We start from the raw sequence: 18,123 nt of genomic DNA, 5'->3' as shown, positions 1-18,123 counted from the left end.
TTACCGATGTCGGTAGTTCGTGTCGAGATCGGCAGTGCGCACTGCCGATCTCGACACGAACTACCGACATCGGTAAAAGGGGCGAGTGGGGACGCGGTGGCGCGCCGACGGCGGTCGTGGGCGCCCGCCGTCGGGTTCGGCACAATCGGGGGGTGCCCTCCCGTCGCCCTGCCGCCCCGCGAACCCGCCGACCTGCTTCCCGGCCGGGGACCCGGACGGCGGCGCGTCCGGCGGCGTCCACGGCCCGCTCGCGGGCGACGGGCGCGAGCAAGGCCGCACCGTCGAAGAGCAAGAGCGCCCGCCGGCCTGCTGGTCCGGCGCGTGACGACCGGCGCCGCAGCCGGCTCGGCCTCGTGCTGCCCGAGGTCCTCACCGTCCGGTTGCTCGTGCTGTCCGTGGTGGTGCTGCTGGCGTTCGTGCTGCTGCTGCCGACGGTGCGCGGCGCCGTGCAGCAGCGTGCCGAGATCGACCGGCTGCAGGCCGAGCTCTCCGCGCACGAGTCGGAGCGCGCGAGGCTGGAGAACGAGCTCGGCCGCTGGGACGACCGCTCGTACGTGGTCGAGCAGGCGCGCACCCGGCTGAACTACGTGATGCCGGGCGACACGGTGTGGCGTGTCGTCGACGCGGACGAGGTGGCCGACGGCGGCACCCCGGCGGGGGACGAGGCGCCGACGGAGCCGGCTCGCCCTGCCGGCCCGACCGGTGCGCCCTGGTACCAGGCGATGTGGGAGTCGGTCCAGGTGACCGATGCGCGCGCCACGACGGTCGGTCGTGACGAGGGCGACGGCGTCGACGTGGAACCGGGTGGCACCGACGGGGGAGAATGACCCCGTGACCTCCGAGCCATCCGCAGACCTCACCGACGACCCGACCGCCGTGACCGACCGCGACCTCGAGGTGCTCGCCGAGCAGCTCGGCCGTGCGCCGCGCGGGGTGGTGGGCATCGCCGCCCGCTGCGTGTGCGGGCGCCCCCTGGTGGTGCGTACCGCTCCGCGGCTGCCCGACGGCACGCCGTTCCCGACCACGTACTACCTGACCCATCCGGGCGCGGTCGCTGCGGCCTCTCGGCTGGAGGCGGACGGCGTCATGCGGGAGATGTCGCAGCGGCTGACGGAGGACGACGAGCTCGCGGCGGCGTACCGGCGTGCGCACGAGCACTATCTGGCCCGGCGTGCGGAGCTGGGCCACGTCGAGGAGGTCGAGGGCATCTCGGCCGGTGGCATGCCCACGCGCGTCAAGTGTCTCCACGTCCTCATGGGGCACGCGCTCGCGGCGGGCCCCGGGGTGAACCCGCTGGGTGACGAGGCCCTGGAGCGGGTGCGTGACCAGTGGCGGCCGGACCGGTGCTCGTGCTGATGGTCCCGCCCGGGCGCGTGTCGGCCCCGGATGAGAGGGTGCGGTCGTGATGAGCAGCAGCACCCGTGTCGCCGCCGTGGACTGCGGCACCAACTCGATCCGTCTCCTGGTCGCCGACGTCGCCGGTGACGGCACGCTCACCGAGCTCGACCGGCGCATGGAGATCGTACGTCTCGGTCAGGGCGTCGACCGGACGGGGGAGCTCGCGCCGGAGGCCCTCGAGCGCACCCTGGCGGCCTCTCGGGAGTACGCGAAGGTGGCCGCCGAGCTCGGGGCGACCCGGGTCCGGTTCGTGGCCACCTCGGCCACCCGGGACGCGCGCAACCGTGCCGACTTCGCGGACGGCGTCCGTGCCGCGCTCGGGGTCGACCCGGAGGTCGTCTCGGGCGAGGAGGAGGCGCTGCTGTCCTTCCGCGGCGCCACGAGCGGGTCCGCGAGCGAGCATCCGGGCCCGTACCTCGTGGTGGATCTCGGTGGTGGTTCGACCGAGCTCGTGCTGGGGACGACGACGCCGGACGCGGCGGTCTCGATGGACGTCGGCTCCGTGCGGCTCACCGAGCGTCACCTGCACTCCGACCCGCCCGGGGCCGCGGAGACCTCGCGTGCCCGTGCGGACGTGACGTCGGCGCTCGACGCGGCCTCCGCCGTCGTGCCGCTGGGGCGGACGTCGACGCTGGTGGGCCTGGCCGGTTCGGTGACGTCGGTGACGGCGCACGCGCTGGGACTCGCCAGCTATCGGCGCGAGGCGATCAACGGCGCGGTGCTGAGCGTGCCCGATGTGCTGGCTGCCTGCGAGGACCTGCTGGGCCGGACGCGCGCGGAGCGTCTCGCGCTCGGGTTCATGCATCCCGGTCGGGCGGACGTGATCGGCGCGGGGGCCCTGGTGTGGTCGCAGGTCGTGTCGCGGGTCCGTGACGAGGTCGCGGCGTCGGGCGGCGCGCTGACGCACGTGGTGACCTCCGAGAGCGACATCCTGGACGGCATCGCCCTCTCCCTCGCCTGAGGGAGCGGTGACGGACCGTACAGCGGACCCGCGCGCGAGCGGGACGTAGTCGGTCGTAGACTGGGGGCCATGCCTCAGAACGTTCTGTCGACGGACACCCCTGCCCAGGACGCGGCCGCGCCCACCCCGCGTCCGCGCAAGGTCCCGCGCGTCGTCGTGCTCGGCGGTGGGTCCGTCGGGCTCTACGTGGCGCGACGGCTCCGCAAGAAGCTCGGGAAGCGGGAGGCGGCGATCGTCGTCGTCGACCCGCGGCCGTACATGACGTACGCGCCGTTCCTGCCCGAGGCGGGCGCCGGCTCGATCGACGCCCGTGACGTCGTGGCCCCGCACCGCATCGCCCTCAAGGGGATCGATGTGCTGCAGGGCAAGGTCTCCCAGATCTCCCACGGCGACAAGAAGATCACCATCCGCCCCGAGGTGGGGCCGGACTACGAGGTCTCGTACGACCAGCTCGTCGTGGGTCTCGGGTCGGTCTCGCGCACCCTGCCCATCCCGGGCCTGGCGGAGAACGCCATCGGCTTCAAGAACGTGGAGGAGGCCATCGCGGTCCGCAACCACGTGCTGAACCGCATGGACGTCGCCTCCTCGACGTGGGACGCCGACCTGCGCCGCCGGATGCTGACCTTCACGTTCGTCGGCGGCGGCTTCGCCGGGATCGAGGCGCTGGGCGAGATCGAGGACATGGCGCGCTACGCGACGCGCAACTACCCGACGATCGAGTCCGAGGACCTGCGCTTCGTGATGATCGAGGGCACCGGTCGCATCCTGCCCGAGGTCTCCGAGCCGATGGGCGAGTGGGCTCGTGAGGAGATGAAGAAGCGCGGCATCGAGTTCCACCTCAACACCTTCCTCAACTCCTGCGAGGACGGCCACGTGGTCACGTCGACGGGCGTCGAGTTCGACTCCGACACCATCGTGTGGACCGCGGGCGTGAAGGCGAACCCCGTCATCAAGGAGAGCTCGGACCTCCCGGCCGACAGGATGGGTCGCGTGACCGTGCGGGCGACGCTGCAGGTCGAGGACGAGAACGGCGAGCTGGTCCCGGACGCCTGGGCCGCCGGTGACTGCGCCGCGGTGCCGGACCTGCTCAACCCCGGCAGCTTCTGCCCGCCGAACGCCCAGCACGCGATCCGCGAGGCGAACCAGCTCGCCGACAACATGATCGCGCAGCTCAAGGGCAACGAGCTCGTGGAGTACAAGCACAAGAGCGTGGGCGTCGTGGCGTCGCTCGGCCTCTACAAGGGCGTCGCCGAGCTGTTCGGATTCCTCAAGCTCAAGGGCCCGCTGGCGTGGCTCGCGCACCGCGGCTACCACGTGATGGCGATGCCGACGGGCAACCGCAAGCTGCGCATCCTCATCGGGTGGGTCGGCCAGTTCCTCATGGGCCGTGAGATCGTCTCGCTCGGTTCGCTGCACGACCCGCGGGACGAGTTCCGCAAGGCGTCGGTGCCGCCGAAGCCGCAGGGCGAGAAGACCGAGCAGAAGGCCGAGTCGTCGGCCGCACGGGCCGAGAAGGGCTGACGCTCTTCGCATGACCCTGGCCGGGCGGCTCCGGTCGGCACCTTCCGCTCCGTTCGGTACCTTGAACTGCCGAGCGTGACGGGATGTGCCGACCGGAGCCGCCCGTTCGCGTCTCCGGCACCCGCCCCCGTAGCCCAACTGGTAGAGGCAGCCGGCTTAAACCCGGTCCAGTCCCGGTTCGAACCCGGGCGGGGGCACCTCACGCGCCACCGCCGGGCCCGCCGTACCCGTTCTGCCCGTGGCAGAACCGGCGCCCGGACGGCGCGCGCACCCCGCAGGCACGCGCCCGCCCGGAGTAGCGTCGTCGTCATGACGGGCGATGACCGGCACGAGCCGCTGCTGAGACACCTGGTCGGGGCGATCCTGCGGCGTGCCCGACGGCGGCAGGAACGCACGCTGCAGGAGGTCGCCTCGGCAGCACGCATGTCGACGGCCTACCTGTCCGAGATCGAACGGGGCCGCAAGGAGCCGTCGTCGGAGGTGCTCGCCGCGGTGTGCCGCGCCCTCGACCTGCGCCTGGTCGACCTGGTCGCCGACGCCCATGCCTCGCTCGCCGCGGCGTCGGAGCCGGTGCGGGTCCTGACCTCGACGACGACGTCGGCCCGGCACGTCCGGGCGGTCGGCGCGCCGGGTATCGGCTCGCCGACCACGAGCGACGTGGTGGCCCTCGCCGCCTGACCTCGTCCACGACGCTCACGCGGCGAGCCTCCCGGGGTCGTGCTTGCGGGACGTCACGACGGCGTCGGCCACGCCGTACTCGACGGCCTCGGCCGCGGTGAGGATCAGATCACGGTCGGTGTCCTGGCGGAGCTGCGCCGCCGACCGGCCGGTGTGCCGGGCGAGGAGCGTCTCCGTCTCGTCCCGCAGCCGCTGGATCTCCCGCGCCTGGATCGCCAGGTCGGAGACGGTGCCCTGGCTCTGCCCGGACGGCTGGTGCAGCAGCACGCGGGAGTGCTCGAGCACGGTCCTCTTGCCCGGTGTCCCGGCGGCGAGGAGCACGGCCGCCGCCGACGCCGCTTGGCCCATGCACGTGGTGGCCACGTCGCAGCGCACGAACTGCATCGTGTCGTAGATCGCCGTCATGGCCGTCGCGGAGCCACCGGGGGAGTTGATGTACAGGTCGATGCCCGTGTCGGGGGACTCCGACTCCAGGTGCAGCAGCTGGGCCATCACGACGTTGGCGACGCCGTCGTCGACCTCGGTGCCGAGAAAGATGATGCGGTCGCGCAGCAGGCGGCTGAACACGTCGGAGGCACGCTCGCCGAGCGGGGTGCGCTCGATGACGCTGGGGATGGTGTAGCTCGACATCACAGGCCCACCTTCCGGCCCGGAGCCATGGGTCGGACGTCGTCGACGGACTCGACGACGCGGTCGACGAACCCGTACTCGACGGCCTCGGTCGCCGTGAACCAGCGGTCCCGGTCAGCGTCCTCGGTGATCTGCGCGAGGGTGCGGCCGGTGTGCTGCGCGGTGAGCTCGGCCATCACCCGCTTGGTGTGCTCGAGGTTCTCGGCCTGGATCGCGATGTCGATCGCCGTCCCGCCGATGCCGGCCGACGGCTGGTGCATGAGCACGCGGGTGTGCGGCAGGACGTAGCGCTTGCCGGGCGTCCCCCCGGTGAGCAGGAACTGGCCCATGCTGGCGGCGAACCCGACGCCGACGGTGACGACGTCGTTCGGCAGCAGGCGCATCGTGTCGTACACGCCGAGCCCGGCGGACACGGAGCCGCCGGGGGAGTTGACGAACAGGGCGACGTCCGCCGCGGAGTCCTCGGCGGACAGGAGCAGGAGCTGGGCGCAGACGCGGGTGGCGACGGCGTCGTCGATCTCGGTGCCGATGACGACGATGCGCTGGTGCAGCAGCCGGGTGGCGAGCTGGTCGTCGAACGGTGCGGGGGGCGGCAGGTTCTCCGAGCGGAGCGTGGTGGTGGTCATGGCTCCACCGTGAGCCGCCGGTGCCGCCGGGGGAACGGTGATCTGCCGTCAGCGCATCCGCTCCTGGCAGATCGCCGTGCCGCCGCCCGGGTCTGCCGGGTCGGCGTGATGGCGCCGCGCGGTGGCCGCGGCCGCGCGGACGACGGCGTCGAGCACCTGGCGCACGGCCCGCCGTCGGGCACGGTCCGGCCGCAGCACGGCGGAGATGTGCCGGTTCGCCGGGATGCCGGTCAGCGCGCGCAGCGTGAGGCGGTCGTCCACAGGCGTGGTGAAGCGGGGAAGGATCGCCAGGCGGTCGCCGGCCGCCACCAGTGCCTCGACGAGCCGGTTGTCGACGACGCGTTGCCGGACGTCGAGCCGGGTGCCGGTGGCCTGCTCGATGCTCTGCAGGACGGTTTCGAAGGGGTAGCCGTGCGGCACGCCGATCCACGCGGACTCGGTCACGTCGGTGACGTCGACCGTCGCCCGCGCCGCGAGCGGGTGGGCTGTGGACATGGCGACGTCGAGCGGCTCGACGGCCACCGGCACGACGACGAGCCCGTCCGTCCGCACCGGTCGCCGGCTCGTGAAGCTGTGCGCGAGGACGATGTCGTGGTCCGCCGTCAGGGCGCCGAACGCGGCCTCGGCGATGTCGACGTCGGTGTAGCGCAGCTCCACGCCGGTGCCGGCCAGCGCGCGCTCGACGTGAGGGAGCAGGAACGTGGCGGCGCTCGGCAGCGCCGCGAGGGTGACCGTCCCGACGGGTTCGTCGCGGAACGCGTCCCACCGGGCCTGCACCTCGGCGAGCGCCGTGACGACGTCGACGGCGCTGTCGGCGAGCAGCCGTCCGGCGTCGGTCAGCCGGACACCCCGGCCGGAGGGCTCGACCAGCGCGGCGCCCAGCTCGCGCTGCGCGGTGCGGAGCTGCTGCGAGACGGCGGACGGCGTGCGGTGCGTCGCGGCCGCGACGGCGGAGACGCTGCCGCGGTCCGCCAGCTCGCGCAGGAGCTCAAGGTGTCGGACGTCCATGTAGGCAGCCTACCGAGCAGGTGCAGAACATTTCGCTTGTCCTTCATCGAGGCTGGCCGGACGATGGCCGCATGCCGTTCCGACACTGTCTGCTCGCCGCCTCGGTCGCCGTCATGTGGGGGCTGAACTTCTTGGCCATCGACGCGTCGCTCGGGCACTTCCCGCCGATGTTCCTCGTGGCGCTGCGCTTCGCGCTGATCGCCGTGCCGACGCTGTTCCTGGTGCCGCGCCCCCGGGTGCCCGTCCGGTGGCTGATCGGCTACGGCGTCGGGTTCGGCATCCTGCAGTTCACGTTCCTCTACTGGGGGATGGCCGTCGGGATGCCGGCGGGCCTGGCGTCGCTGGTGCTGCAGGCGTCGGGGCCGTTCACGGTGGTGCTCGGGGCGGCGTTCCTGCGCGAACGAGTCGGCTCTCGCCAGGTGGTCGGCATCCTCGTCGCCGTCGCGGGCCTCACGGTGGTCGGCTGGCAGCAGGCGCAGACGGCGGCGCTCCTGCCGTTCCTGCTGACGCTCGCCGGCGCGCTGGGCTGGGCGGTCGGCAACATCTCCAACCGGCAGGCGCGGCCGCAGAACCCGCTGCACCTGACGCTGTGGATGTCGGTGGTGCCGCCGGTGCCGATGCTGGCGGTCGCGCTGGTGGTCGAGGGGCCGGCCGAGATCCTGAGGTCTGTGACGTCGTTCGACGACCCCGGCGCCGTCGGGGCGCTCGTCGGGCTCGCCTACACGGTGGTGGTCGGCACGGTCCTGGGCTCCGGGGTCTGGACGTGGCTGATGGCCCGGCACCCCGCCGGGGTGGTGGCGCCCTTCTCGATGCTGGTTCCCGTGGTGGGGATGACGGCGGCGTGGGTCGTGCTCGGCGAGGTGGTCAGCGTCCCGGAGCTGAGCGGTGCGGTCCTCGTGGTGGTCGGGGTGCTGTGGGGCGGAGCGCGGCGGCGGGAACGGTTCTCCTCAGGCGCGGTCGTCGCGGGCTGACGTCCTGCGGTCGAGCGCCGCGCTCACCACCGGGAACGCGTTGAAGTGGATCTGGACGGGGACCGCGCCGGGCACGTCCTCCTGGTCCTTCAGCGCCGCCAGCTGCTCGTCGATGACGGCGGTCACCGCGTCGATCATGCGGCCGAGCTGCTCCGCGGTGGCGAACGCGTTGGAGGTCATGAGCGTGACGGAGTCCTTCCACTCCGCGAGCTCGGTCCGTTCGGTCTTGACGTCCATGACGTTGAGGAGCTGCCAGATCTTCTCCTGACGGCCCCGCTCGAACTCGGCGTTCACCAGCGTCTTGGTGGTCCGCAGCCCGGCGTCGTCCTCGTCCTCCGTGGCGATCGAGAAGCCGCCGGGGGCGGCCTCCCACCAGCGCTCGCGGGCGGTGCCCCGGCCCTCGACCTCGCGGACGAAGTCGTGCTTGGCGAGCTGTCGCAGGTGGTAGCTGGTCGAGCCGCTCGACTCACCGAGCAGCTCGGCCAGACCGGTGGCCGTGAGGGCTCCGTGCACCTGCAGCAGGTCGAGGATCCGGACGCGCAGCGGGTGCGAGAGTCCTCGCAGTCGGGTGGCATCCAGCTTCTCGGGTCGCCGAGCCTGCTGGTCCGGGGCCTCGGGGCGCTCGCTCATGGCCACGACGGTACAGCGAGGCGGTCAGCGCAGCCCCAGCGGGTTGGTCTGGGCGGCGTTGTCACGCATGTGCTCGTCCGCGCGGCGCCGTGCCTCGGCGGCGTGGCGGCGATCCCGGGCGGCAGCGCGTGCGCCGGGCGTGCCCGTGGACGTCGCCGTGCGAGGTGCCGTCGCAGCCCGGGTGGCAGCCGTCGTTCGAGGCTGACGCTGGAAGATCCGGTCCAGGAGCTGACGGGCGGTTCGGGTCGGGGTGGTCACGGCGATCGGCATGAAGGGCTCCTGGGAGGGCTGACGAGCTGGCGAACAATCACCAACATAGCGCTGCAAAGAGGTCTTGGCAACACTATCTTTGCAAACGATCGTCGGGACATTTCTGCGAGCGCGCGAAAGGCCCGTGCCCGGCGGCGTGACGCGGTCGGGCACGGGCCTGATGGCCGGGGATCGGTCAGTGACGACGCCGCAGGCGCACTCCTGCCCAGGTCAAGGCCGTACCGAACAGGAGGAGCATCGCCGTGAGCGGCAGCAGCACGCCACCGTCGAACCCCGTGCTGACGAGCGCGGGATGGGCCGCCTGGTACGTGGGGCCCTGCGGGTCACGGTGCGGGGCGTCGCCCGGTGGGACGTCACCGGGGGAGGGGCCGGAGGCGTCGTCGCCGTCTCCGTCTCCGCCTCCGCCTCCGTCGCCGTCGCCGTCGCCGTCGCCATCGCCGCCTCCGTCACCGTCGCCGCCTCCGTCATCGTCCGACGGCGGGTCGTCGGGGTCGTCCGGGCCGGGATCGGCCGGCTCCTGGAACGTGCCGCCGCCGAGCCACGCCGTCGGGGTGTCGTCGGTAGCGAGGGTGGTGACCTCGTCCGGGTCCTGGAGCCTCGCCGGGAGCGTGGTGGCCGCGAAGCGTGCGGAGTCGACGGTGTCGGGGAGCCGCGGGTGCTCCTCCTCGAACCGTTCCGCGGGCATCGACTCGCGGGGGGCCTCGTCGAGGATCACCCCGCCCATGATCTCGAGGAACCACTCCTGTTCCCCGTGCGTCCACTCGTAGCGGTAGAGGGGCGTCTCCAGGCGCTCCATGTACTCGTCGTAGATCTCCTGGGGGTCCCACTCGGTGCGCGCGGGCCAGGCGGAGACGTCACCCGAACCGATGACGTCGTGGAACGCTCCGGGCCGTTCGGCGTCGCGGGTCCTGATCCACTCGGCGGCGACCCTCGCCGTGTACACGCGGCGCAGGTCCGCGTACTCAGGATCGTTGTTCACCGCCTCCTCGAGGATCGGTGCGTACGTGTCCGCGAGGAGCTCGTTGTTCCGGTCGACGACGTCCTGCGGGGCATCGGCGCAGAGATCCTCGCCGGGGTGCTCGTAGTCGAGCTCGATCGGCTCGATCTGTGCTCGCAAGGGCGCGTCGACGATGTACAGGTCGTCGCCGTCCTCGCGGACGGTCGCGGGCTCCGGATCCACCCAGAACCGGTAGGCGTCGTGGCAGACGAGCCCGTCGTCCGTCCGCTCGAGCGAGTCCCAGAACTCGGAGCCGACCTCCGTCTCCGGGTCCAGCTGCTCGGAGAGGGTGCGCTTGAACGCGAGGTCCGCCTCCAGCAGCACCCGGCCGGCGTCCGTCGTGGCGAACTGCTCGTCGATGATCGTCTCGGGCTCGTCCGGGTTGAGGTTCACCCAGAACTGGCTCGGATCGAGCGCCAGCCAGGTGAACAGGGCGTCGGACGACAGGTTGAGCGCGGACTCCCCGCCGAATCCGGGTTCCGCGTCCTCGGGGAGTTCGTCCGCCGCGAAGGAGTAGCCGAAGTCGTCGTTCTCCGGGTCGTCCGAGATGTACCGCAGCTCCAGCGACGTCCAGTCGACGCCCCCGGGACGGAACCCGCGGAAGCCGCCGAGGCGCCGTCCGTCCTGCCCGAGCCTCTGGTTGGCCTGCCGGATCTGGTTCGCCTCCGCCTGGTCGCGGCCCGACCGGAGGGCGAGGTTCTTGGCCGGTCCGCGGGTCGACCGCTCCGGGCAGGCCGTCGCCAGGGTGGTGAGCTTCGCGGGGTTCGCCGGGACCGCGCACCGTGGGTTCATCGTGTTGCTCGGCGACTTGGGCGGGTTCGTCGGCACCGCCGTCGAGCGCATCACGGTGTACCGGATCCCGTACTGCCGCAGCAGTCGGATCTGCCCCGGCTTCGGGTCCTGGCTGAACACGTAGGCGACGCGCCATCCCTGCCGCTGCAGCGCGCGGTCGGCCCGGAGCTGTTCGAGCTTGAGCTGCGAGCTCCCGGACTTCAGCTCGTAGGCGAGCTTGTGCTTGCGGTTCGCGGCGTCGTAGCGGCGGTCCTCCCGGACCGAGGTGTCCTCGCACATCCACTCGGCACCGCCGAGCTTGAGCCGTCTGGCGACGTTGCGGTGGAACCCGTCACCGCGGGCGTCCGCCGACTGGTTCGGGATGTACTGGTTCACCCAGCTCCGCCAGCTGAGCTGTCCGGACCCGTTCTGCAGGTAGTAGTTCCAGCGGCGGACCAGGCGGTCGTAGGTGCCCACCGGGTGGTTCTTGTAGTCGGTCCCGACCTTCTCGAGCTCCTCGGCCGACGGCGCCTTGCCGTCGTCCGCATACTCGCGCAGCTTCTCGGCCGGGTTCTCGTACTCGTAGTCGGCGATCCTCTCGGTGTGCCCGTCGGGCAGGCCGTCGTCCGGGCCGGGCAGCTCCGTGAGGTCCGCGATGCCCTCGATGCCCTCGATCAGCTCGTCGCACCGCACGTCGAAGCGCGGCGCCGACACCGCCTCCTCGGCCGGGAGCCACGTCGCGGACGCGCCGACGAAGGCGAGGGACGCGGTGGTGACCACGGCGACGAGGCGTGCCACGGTACGGCGCCATCGCCGGCCGGCCTCCCTCCGGGCGTGCTCGTCGGCAGCGGCGGGCTGCGGGTGTACCGGTGAGCGCACGACAGACTCCTCCGATCGATCCGGTGAGCAACCTTGCTCTACCGAGGGCCTCGGGATGACACCGCGAAAAACGTTAGAGGGCATCGCCAGGGAGTGCAGGCAGCATGAACTTGCATGGACCTGGGGGCACGGACCGGCCGGGAACTCTCGGCGAGTAGGCTCCGTTGTGCAGCCGTACGATGCCGCCGTCGTGCACCTCCCCTCACCGCCCCAGGAGTGTGTGTGTTCCGCCTTGCCCGCTTGTCCCTGGCCAACCGCGCCGTCGTGGCGCTCGCGACGATCGCGATCTTCGCCTTCGGCACGCTGAGCCTGACGTCGTTGAAGCAGGAGCTCATCCCGTCGCTCGAGCTGCCGGCGGGAGCCGTGGTCGCCGTCTACCCCGGCGCGTCGCCCGAGGTGGTGGAGCAGAACGTCACCGAGCCGCTCGAGGCCGCCGCGCAGACGGTGGAGGGCATCGAGTCGCTCAGCTCGTCGGCGTCCACCGGCATGTCCATGACCACGGTGGAGTTCGAGTACGGCACCGACATGGACGCAGCGACGCAGCGGCTCACCACGGCCGTCACCCGCACCCAGTCGCAGCTCCCGGAGGACGTCGAGCCGCAGGTCATCACCGGTTCGCTCGACGACCTGCCCGTCATCCAGCTCGCCGCGGCGGGGTCGGACGACGTCGCCGCCCTCGCGGACGAGATCGACACGGTGCTCGTGCCCGAGCTGGAGCGGATCGACGACGTGCGCTCGGTGGCGGTCACCGGCGGCCAGGCCGACCAGGTGCTCATCGAGGTCGACCCGGCCGAGCTGGCGAAGGACGGCCTCGAGCTGACCCAGGTGACCGACGTCCTGGCGGACTACGGCGTGGTGGTCCCGGCGGGCACCATCACCGAGGACGACGCGACCTACTCCCTGCAGGCGGGCACCCGCGTCGAGAGCGTCGAGGACCTCGAGGAGGTCCCGCTCGTCCCGACGCCCACCGACCCCGGTGCGGGCGACCCCGGTGCCACCGTGCCGGACGACGCCGCCGACGTGCCGCCGTCGGGCACCGGCACCGAGCCCGGCGCCGACGGCGAGGCGATCCCCGGCCAGGACGAGCTGTTGCCGGACGCCAACGCGCCCCCGGAGGTGCCGGAGCCTGTGCTGCTCGGCGACGTCGCCGAGATCAGCGTCGCGCCGACCGAGGCCGACTCCTTCTCCCGGCTGGACGGCGAGCCGTCGCTCGGCATCGCCATCACGAAGACCCCGCAGGGCAACACGGTCGACGTCTCGCACGCCGTCCAGCAGGTCATCGACGACAACGCCGCGGAGCTCGAGGACGCCGGCATCAGCACCGCCGTCGTGTTCGACCAGGCGCCCTTCATCGAGGAGTCCATCGAGGGCCTCGCGACCGAGGGCGGCCTGGGCCTGATCTTCGCGATCCTCATCATCCTGGTGTTCCTGCTGTCGGTGCGCTCGACGCTGGTCTCCGCCGTGTCGATCCCGCTGTCCCTGGCCACGGCGTTCCTCGTCATGGACGTCACCGGCTACACGCTGAACATCCTCACGCTCGCCGCGCTGACCATCTCCATCGGCCGCGTGGTCGACGACGCGATCGTCGTCATCGAGAACATCAAGAGACACCTGTCCTACGGCGAGGACAAGCGCCAGGCGATCCTCACCGCCGTCGGCGAGGTCGCCGGGGCGATCTCCGCCTCCACCATCTGCACGGTGGCGGTGTTCCTGCCGCTGGGGCTCGTCGCGGGCATGACGGGCGAGCTGTTCCGGCCGTTCGCTTTCACCGTCGCCATCGCGATGCTCGCCTCGCTGCTCGTGGCGCTGACCATCGTGCCGGTGCTCGCCTACTGGTTCGTCAAGGCGCCCAAGGGCGCCGTCGAGTCGGAGGACGGCGGCGAGGCGATCCGTGAGGCCGCCGAGGCCAAGGAACGCCGCGGCCTCTGGCAGCGTGCGTACGTCCCGAGCCTCGCCGCGTCGCTGCGCCACCCGTGGGTGTCGCTGGTCGTCGCCGTCGGCATCCTCGCCGGCACGCTCGCCCTCGTCCCGCGCCTGGAGACGAACTTCATCGGGGACTCCGGCCAGGACACGGTCTCGGTCACCCAGACCTTCACCGACACCGCGTCCCTCGAGGCGCAGGACGACGCCGCACGCGACATGGAGGAGGCGCTCGGCGACGTCGAGGGCATCGAGACCGTCCAGACCTCGGTGGGCGCCGGGGACGCCGGCGAGGCTGCGTTCTTCGGCGGCGGTTCCACACCGACCGCCACCTTCTCGATCACGCTCGACGAGGCGGCGGACCCTGTCGCCGTCCAGGCCGACGTCCGCGAGGCGGCCGAGGCGCTGGCCGGCGAGGGCCCGACGACGGAGGTCAGCGTCGCCGGGGGAGACTCCGGCTTCGGCTCCACCACCATCGACCTGGTGGTGCGTGCGCACGACACCGACGACCTCTCGACCGCGGCCGCCGCGGCGCAGGACGCGGTGACCGGGCTCGACGGCGTCGCGGAGGTCACGAACGACCTGGCCTCGGCGCAGCCGGTCCTGCAGGTCACGGTGGACCGCGAGGCGGCCGCCGAGGCGGGTCTGACCGAGACCCAGGTGGCCGGCATCGTCTCCGGCACGATGACCCCGGAGCAGACCGTCGGCGAGGTCGACCTCGGCGACGGTCCGGTGGACGCCGTCGTCGTCACCGGTGAGGCGCCGCAGTCGGTCGAGGAGGTCGAGGAGATCGAGGTTCCGACCGCCACCGGCACGGTGCCGCTGACGGACGTGGCCTCCGTCGACGAGGTCGAGACGCCGACGTCGATCAGCCGCGTCGACGGCGAGCGCTCGGCCACGGTGTCGATCACGCCGGAGAGCCAGGACCTCGGCACCCTGAGCACCGAGGTGGTCACCGCCGTCGACGGGCTCGACCTGCCGCCGGGCGCCACGGTGGAGATCGGCGGCGTCGCCGCGGACCAGGAGGAGGCCTTCGCCGACCTCGGGCTGGCGCTGCTCGCGGCGATCGCGATCGTCTACCTGATCATGGTCGCGACGTTCAAGTCGCTGGTCCAGCCGCTGATCCTGCTGGTCTCCGTGCCGCTGTCCGCGACCGGTGCGCTCATCGCGCTGCTCGCCACGGACACGCCGCTCGGCGTGCCCGCGCTGATCGGTGTGCTGATGCTGGTGGGCATCGTGGTGTCGAACGCCATCGTGCTGATCGACCTCATCAACCAGTACCGGCTGCGTGGCCGGTCGCTCGACGAGGCGGTGCGCGAGGGCGCCCGGAAGAGGCTGCGGCCGATCGTCATGACGGCGCTGGCCACCATCGGCGCGCTCACGCCCATGGCCATCGGCGTCACCGGCGGTGGTGCGTTCATCTCGCAGCCGCTCGCGCTCGTGGTGATCGGCGGGCTCATCTCCTCGACCCTGCTCACCCTGCTCATCGTCCCGGTGCTGTATGTGCTGGTCGAGGGTCGCAAGGACCGCAAGGTGGCACGGCGTGAGCGGCGTGCCGAGAAGCGGAAGAGGAAGCAGAGGGAGAAGCAGGACCGGCGGGCCGCTGCGCAGGCTGCGAAGGCGTCCCGAGAATGACCGGATCTGATTCCGGACGGATCACAGACCGGTCGGGAACGTGTCGGCCGGGTCGTGCGTTGCCTAGGATGATGTCCACGGCCAGCGACCCGGCCCTACTCGAGCGACGACCCGTCGTCGGGCACCCGGCAGCCGCGACCAGGAGGAGCCCATGAGCAACCCCGTCTTCTCGAACAGCGCCGTCTTCGGCGAGCCACGTCGCGGTGCCGGAGGTACCGCGACGGCGCCGGGCGGTCCGGCCGGCCAGGCCGGCCGTTTCGGCGCCCAGGCCGCCGACGCCGCGTCGCTGCAGAACATGTACAACGCGCCGTCGGCCTCACCGGTCGACACGAAGCGCCTGACCTACACCGACGTCATCATGAAGACGGCCGGGCTCCTCGCGCTGCTCGTGGTGGTCGGCGCGGCGACCTGGGCGATCGCCCCGGGCCTGTGGATCGTCGGCATGATCGTGGGCCTCGTGCTCGGTCTGGTCAACGCCTTCAAGAAGAACCCGAGCCCGGTGCTCATCACGCTCTACACCGTCGCACAGGGCGTGTTCCTCGGCGGGATCTCGGCGTTCTTCGAGACGGCCTACAACGGCATCGTGCCGCAGGCGATCCTGGCGACCCTGTCCGTCTTCGCGGCGGCGCTGGCACTGTTCAGCTCCGGCAAGATCCGGGTGACGCCCAAGTTCACGCGGTTCCTGCTGGTCGGCATGGTCGGCTACCTGGTGTTCTCCCTCGTCAACGTGGTCCTGACGTGGACCGGCGTGCTCGACGGTTGGGGCATGCGCTCCGGTGGCTGGGGCATCGCGATCGGCATCTTCGCGGTCATCCTCGCGACGATGTCGCTCATGGTCGACTTCGACTCCATCAAGCGCGGTGTCGAGAACGGCGTCCCGGCGAAGTTCGCCTGGTCGGCGGCCTTCGGCCTGCTGGTCACCCTCATCTGGCTCTACCTGGAGATCCTGCGCCTGCTCGCGATCTTCCGCGAGTGACGCCGTCGCGCCACGGCACGACCACGACGGCCGGCCACCCACGAACGGGTGGCCGGCCGTCGTCGTCCCGCAGCGCCCGGCTCAGCGCGCGGGTGCCAGCCGGACGGCCGCACGCGCTACGAGCAGCATCCCGACCGCCACGAGCACCCCGTGCGCGATGCGAGCCTCGGGCCCAGCCCAGAACTGCGGCAGCAACAGGACGAGGCCGACGGCGAGCGGGATCCCGGCCCAGCGTGGCGATACTCCGGCACGCCACAGCGCGACGGCGGTGAGCACGCCGGCCGCCGCGACCAGCAGCAGTCCGAGCCCGAACAGGACGACCGCCGTCGGCTGCTGACGCAGGACGTCGACCTGATCGAGCAACGACAGGTCCGCCTCGCGCAGTGCGGCTCGGGCGATGACGCGCAGGCCGAAGGTCTCCGCACCGAAGTACAACGCCGACAGTCCGGCGCCCGCCCAGGCCGTCACGACCGCCGCGGTGGCCGCGCCCTCGGCGGACGAACGGCCGGCGTGCCGGGCCAGCAGCGCGCGGAGACCGAGCAGCGTCGGCGCCAGCAGCCCGATGCCGAGGATCCCGCAGAGGTGCGCCGCCACCCAGCGGTCGGAGGCGAACGCCTCGGCAAGCGCCGCCGTCGGCACCGTCTCGTCGGGCCAGGGGCGCAGGACGGGGAAGAGCAGGAACGCGGCGGCCGCGCCGACGGCGCCGGCCGCGGTCCAGCGCGCGGTCCGGACGACGTCGCTCACGGGGAGTCCTGGTGAGCGAGTGCGGAGATCCCGGCCACGAGCATGTCGACCAGAACGTCGAAGCTACGGTCCACGTCCTGCGGCATCCGGAAACCGCCCCCGAGCTCGAGGGTGACGAAGCCGTGCACGGCGGACCGGGCGGCGCGGACGGCGTCGACCACGCCGTCCTCGGGCAGGTCGAAGCCGCGGAGCGTCGCCACCGCGACGGCGACGCTCTCGGCGGCTGCCGCGCGGTGCTCGGCGTGCGCCGGGTCGTCGGGGTCCGGCCCCACCTGGGTGGCGACGTACCGTCCTGGGTGCGCGCGGGCGTAGTGACGCCAGGCGTGCGCCATGGAGCGGACGGCGTCGGGCCCTGCCGTCCCGACGGTCGCGCGGGAGGCGAGGGCGGTGAGCTCGCGGACGGCGCGGACGGAGATCTCGCGGCGCAGCTCCGCCAACGAACCGACGTGCTTGTACAGGCTCGGTGTGGCCACGCCGGCCCGCGACGCGACCTGGGCGAGCGTCAGACCGGAGAACCCGTCCGGGCCGCCGTCGTCGACCACCTCGAGGGCCAGCCCGACGACGGCCTCGCGCGACAGCCCGGCCCTAGCCATGCCGACCACCCGCCGCGGGAAGCCCGGCGAGGAATCCGAGCACGGCCGGGACCACGACGTCGGGCGTCTGGTGCTGCGGGTAGTGCCCCGCGTCCGGGACGAGCACGCTGTGCTCCGACGGCACACCCAGCGCCTCGCGCACCCAGGCGAGCTCGGCGGCCGGGTCGGTGAAGTCGGGGTCGAGGGCGCCGACGACGGCGAGCGCCGGTGCCTGCACCTGCGCCAGACGGCGCTCGACGACGCCGTGGTCGAGCGCCAGGGCGAGGTGCCGGAACGAGCGCAGGCGGTCGGCGTCGGACATCGCGGACCTGACCTGCGCGACGTGCTCGGTGTGCCGGGGCGAGCGCCGGCCCTTGCTGATCATCGAGTAGTAGCCGGCCCACACGGCGGCGCCCCACGGCCGGGTGAACAGCACGCGGTAGGCCGCGTGCAGCAGCCGCTGCTTGCCGGGTGAGGTGGTCTCGCGCAGGAACGGGCTGAGCAGCACGAGCCCGCGGACGAGGTCGGGCCGCTCGGCGGCCGCCCAGGTGGCGGCGGACGCCCCCATCGAGCTGCCCATCAGGACGGCGGGGCCGGCGTCGAGGTGCTCGACGAGCGCCAGCAGGTCGGAGCCTGTGGCGTCGTCGCCGTGCCGGGTGAAGGTGGTGTCCGCGTCGCCGTGGCCGCGCAGGTCGGCGACCACGACTCGCCAGCCGGCCTCCACCAGGGCCGGGGTGACGTCGTCGTACGTGGAACGCAGGTCTCCCATGCCGGGGACGGCGACGAGGAGCGGGCCGCCGCCGTCGGCGGGGGACGTGTCGGTGTAGGTGAGGCGGCCCTCGGGCCGATCGAGGTGCCGGAGTGCTCGGCTATTGTCCATGCCCCTGAGGCTAATGGCATTAGCCAAAGAGGGCAAGAGGCGCGGCGCGTGCGATG

General features: G+C 72.3%; 17 protein-coding genes and 1 tRNA gene. 9 read left to right on the top strand and 9 right to left on the bottom strand.

Annotated elements, in window-relative coordinates; genetic code table 11:
* Positions 1-152: 152 nt before the first annotated feature.
* The 6 genes from ACWAT2_RS17540 (at position 153) to ACWAT2_RS17515 (ending at position 4,558) form a co-directional block, all read left to right on the top strand.
* On the top strand, positions 153-827 hold the full coding sequence (locus tag ACWAT2_RS17540; RefSeq protein WP_402377610.1) for an FtsB family cell division protein: 675 nt from the start codon (positions 153-155) through the stop codon (positions 825-827).
* Positions 828-831: 4 nt separating this feature from the next.
* On the top strand, positions 832-1,356 hold the full coding sequence (locus tag ACWAT2_RS17535) for a DUF501 domain-containing protein (RefSeq protein WP_402377607.1): 525 nt from the start codon (positions 832-834) through the stop codon (positions 1,354-1,356).
* 49 nt (positions 1,357-1,405) lie between these two features.
* Entirely contained in the window at positions 1,406-2,359 is a 954-nt protein-coding gene (locus ACWAT2_RS17530; RefSeq protein ID WP_402377605.1) for a Ppx/GppA phosphatase family protein, read from the top strand.
* Between the two features lie 69 nt (positions 2,360-2,428).
* Positions 2,429-3,880, top strand: coding sequence for an NAD(P)/FAD-dependent oxidoreductase (locus ACWAT2_RS17525; RefSeq protein WP_402377602.1), 1,452 nt, complete (start codon positions 2,429-2,431; stop codon positions 3,878-3,880).
* Positions 3,881-4,003: 123 nt separating this feature from the next.
* A tRNA-Leu gene (locus tag ACWAT2_RS17520) sits at positions 4,004-4,077 on the top strand.
* A gap of 112 nt (positions 4,078-4,189) precedes the next feature.
* Positions 4,190-4,558, top strand: a complete 369-nt coding sequence (locus ACWAT2_RS17515; RefSeq protein WP_402377600.1) for a helix-turn-helix domain-containing protein — start codon at positions 4,190-4,192, stop codon at positions 4,556-4,558.
* A gap of 15 nt (positions 4,559-4,573) precedes the next feature.
* Here ACWAT2_RS17515 and ACWAT2_RS17510 read toward each other — a convergent pair whose 3' ends face one another.
* From ACWAT2_RS17510 to ACWAT2_RS17500, 3 genes are read right to left on the bottom strand one after another with little or no spacing between them, the layout of a single operon-like run.
* Positions 4,574-5,188, bottom strand: a complete 615-nt coding sequence (locus ACWAT2_RS17510; RefSeq protein ID WP_402377597.1) for a ClpP family protease — start codon at positions 5,186-5,188, stop codon at positions 4,574-4,576.
* The gene (locus ACWAT2_RS17505; RefSeq protein ID WP_402377594.1) at positions 5,188-5,814 is read right to left on the bottom strand and encodes a ClpP family protease; all 627 of its coding nucleotides are present in this window, start codon (positions 5,812-5,814) and stop codon (positions 5,188-5,190) included. Before ACWAT2_RS17505 ends, ACWAT2_RS17510 begins: the two co-directional genes overlap by 1 nt.
* 48 nt (positions 5,815-5,862) lie before the next feature.
* Entirely contained in the window at positions 5,863-6,822 is a 960-nt protein-coding gene (locus ACWAT2_RS17500; RefSeq protein ID WP_402377592.1) for a LysR family transcriptional regulator, read from the bottom strand.
* Positions 6,823-6,893: 71 nt separating this feature from the next.
* Here ACWAT2_RS17500 and ACWAT2_RS17495 point away from each other — a divergent pair, with 71 nt between their 5' ends.
* The gene (locus tag ACWAT2_RS17495; RefSeq protein WP_402377589.1) at positions 6,894-7,793 is read left to right on the top strand and encodes an EamA family transporter; all 900 of its coding nucleotides are present in this window, start codon (positions 6,894-6,896) and stop codon (positions 7,791-7,793) included.
* Here ACWAT2_RS17495 and ACWAT2_RS17490 read toward each other — a convergent pair.
* The 3 genes from ACWAT2_RS17490 to ACWAT2_RS17480 all read right to left on the bottom strand — a co-directional run bounded on the left by ACWAT2_RS17490 (position 7,770) and on the right by ACWAT2_RS17480 (position 11,340).
* Entirely contained in the window at positions 7,770-8,423 is a 654-nt protein-coding gene (locus ACWAT2_RS17490) for a helix-turn-helix domain-containing protein (RefSeq protein WP_402377587.1), read from the bottom strand. The genes ACWAT2_RS17495 and ACWAT2_RS17490 overlap by 24 nt on opposite strands.
* Before the next feature lie 24 nt (positions 8,424-8,447).
* Entirely contained in the window at positions 8,448-8,693 is a 246-nt protein-coding gene (locus ACWAT2_RS17485) for a hypothetical protein (RefSeq protein ID WP_402377584.1), read from the bottom strand.
* A gap of 175 nt (positions 8,694-8,868) precedes the next feature.
* Positions 8,869-11,340 (bottom strand): hypothetical protein, encoded by a 2,472-nt coding sequence (locus ACWAT2_RS17480; RefSeq protein ID WP_402377582.1) that lies wholly within the window; start codon positions 11,338-11,340, stop codon positions 8,869-8,871.
* Positions 11,341-11,562: 222 nt separating this feature from the next.
* Between ACWAT2_RS17480 and ACWAT2_RS17475 the strand changes: the two genes are divergently transcribed.
* Both ACWAT2_RS17475 and ACWAT2_RS17470 read left to right on the top strand, forming a co-directional pair.
* Positions 11,563-14,895: an efflux RND transporter permease subunit gene (locus ACWAT2_RS17475; RefSeq protein WP_402377580.1), complete on the top strand. Its 3,333-nt coding sequence runs from the start codon at positions 11,563-11,565 to the stop codon at positions 14,893-14,895.
* Between the two features lie 151 nt (positions 14,896-15,046).
* On the top strand, positions 15,047-15,871 hold the full coding sequence (locus ACWAT2_RS17470) for a Bax inhibitor-1/YccA family protein (protein WP_402377577.1): 825 nt from the start codon (positions 15,047-15,049) through the stop codon (positions 15,869-15,871).
* Positions 15,872-15,952: 81 nt separating this feature from the next.
* Here the strand turns inward: ACWAT2_RS17470 and ACWAT2_RS17465 are convergent, their stop codons facing one another.
* From ACWAT2_RS17465 to ACWAT2_RS17455, 3 genes are read right to left on the bottom strand one after another with little or no spacing between them, the layout of a single operon-like run.
* Positions 15,953-16,615, bottom strand: a complete 663-nt coding sequence (locus ACWAT2_RS17465) for a hypothetical protein (RefSeq protein ID WP_402377574.1) — start codon at positions 16,613-16,615, stop codon at positions 15,953-15,955.
* Complete coding sequence (locus ACWAT2_RS17460; RefSeq protein ID WP_402377571.1) at positions 16,612-17,208, bottom strand: TetR/AcrR family transcriptional regulator; 597 nt, start codon at positions 17,206-17,208, stop codon at positions 16,612-16,614. The genes ACWAT2_RS17465 and ACWAT2_RS17460 overlap by 4 nt, the downstream gene beginning before the upstream one ends.
* Positions 17,201-18,067 (bottom strand): alpha/beta fold hydrolase, encoded by an 867-nt coding sequence (locus ACWAT2_RS17455; RefSeq protein ID WP_402377569.1) that lies wholly within the window; start codon positions 18,065-18,067, stop codon positions 17,201-17,203. The genes ACWAT2_RS17460 and ACWAT2_RS17455 overlap by 8 nt, the downstream gene beginning before the upstream one ends.
* Positions 18,068-18,123 lie beyond the last annotated feature (56 nt).

Source organism: Isoptericola sp. GX10416 (genome assembly GCF_056590155.1).
Note: the sequence above shows the minus strand (reverse complement) of the source record. Positions and strands in the feature narration are given on the sequence as shown.

Coding starts and splice junctions, on each gene's coding strand:
- ACWAT2_RS17515 (WP_402377600.1), top strand. CDS start 4,190: ATGACGGGCGATGACCGGCACGAGCCGCTGCTGAGACACCTGGTCGGG.
- ACWAT2_RS17505 (WP_402377594.1), bottom strand. CDS start 5,814: ATGACCACCACCACGCTCCGCTCGGAGAACCTGCCGCCCCCCGCACCG.
- ACWAT2_RS17530 (WP_402377605.1), top strand. CDS start 1,406: ATGAGCAGCAGCACCCGTGTCGCCGCCGTGGACTGCGGCACCAACTCG.
- ACWAT2_RS17470 (WP_402377577.1), top strand. CDS start 15,047: ATGAGCAACCCCGTCTTCTCGAACAGCGCCGTCTTCGGCGAGCCACGT.
- ACWAT2_RS17485 (WP_402377584.1), bottom strand. CDS start 8,693: ATGCCGATCGCCGTGACCACCCCGACCCGAACCGCCCGTCAGCTCCTG.
- ACWAT2_RS17510 (WP_402377597.1), bottom strand. CDS start 5,188: ATGTCGAGCTACACCATCCCCAGCGTCATCGAGCGCACCCCGCTCGGC.
- ACWAT2_RS17500 (WP_402377592.1), bottom strand. CDS start 6,822: ATGGACGTCCGACACCTTGAGCTCCTGCGCGAGCTGGCGGACCGCGGC.
- ACWAT2_RS17495 (WP_402377589.1), top strand. CDS start 6,894: ATGCCGTTCCGACACTGTCTGCTCGCCGCCTCGGTCGCCGTCATGTGG.
- ACWAT2_RS17460 (WP_402377571.1), bottom strand. CDS start 17,208: ATGGCTAGGGCCGGGCTGTCGCGCGAGGCCGTCGTCGGGCTGGCCCTC.
- ACWAT2_RS17525 (WP_402377602.1), top strand. CDS start 2,429: ATGCCTCAGAACGTTCTGTCGACGGACACCCCTGCCCAGGACGCGGCC.
- ACWAT2_RS17490 (WP_402377587.1), bottom strand. CDS start 8,423: ATGAGCGAGCGCCCCGAGGCCCCGGACCAGCAGGCTCGGCGACCCGAG.
- ACWAT2_RS17455 (WP_402377569.1), bottom strand. CDS start 18,067: ATGGACAATAGCCGAGCACTCCGGCACCTCGATCGGCCCGAGGGCCGC.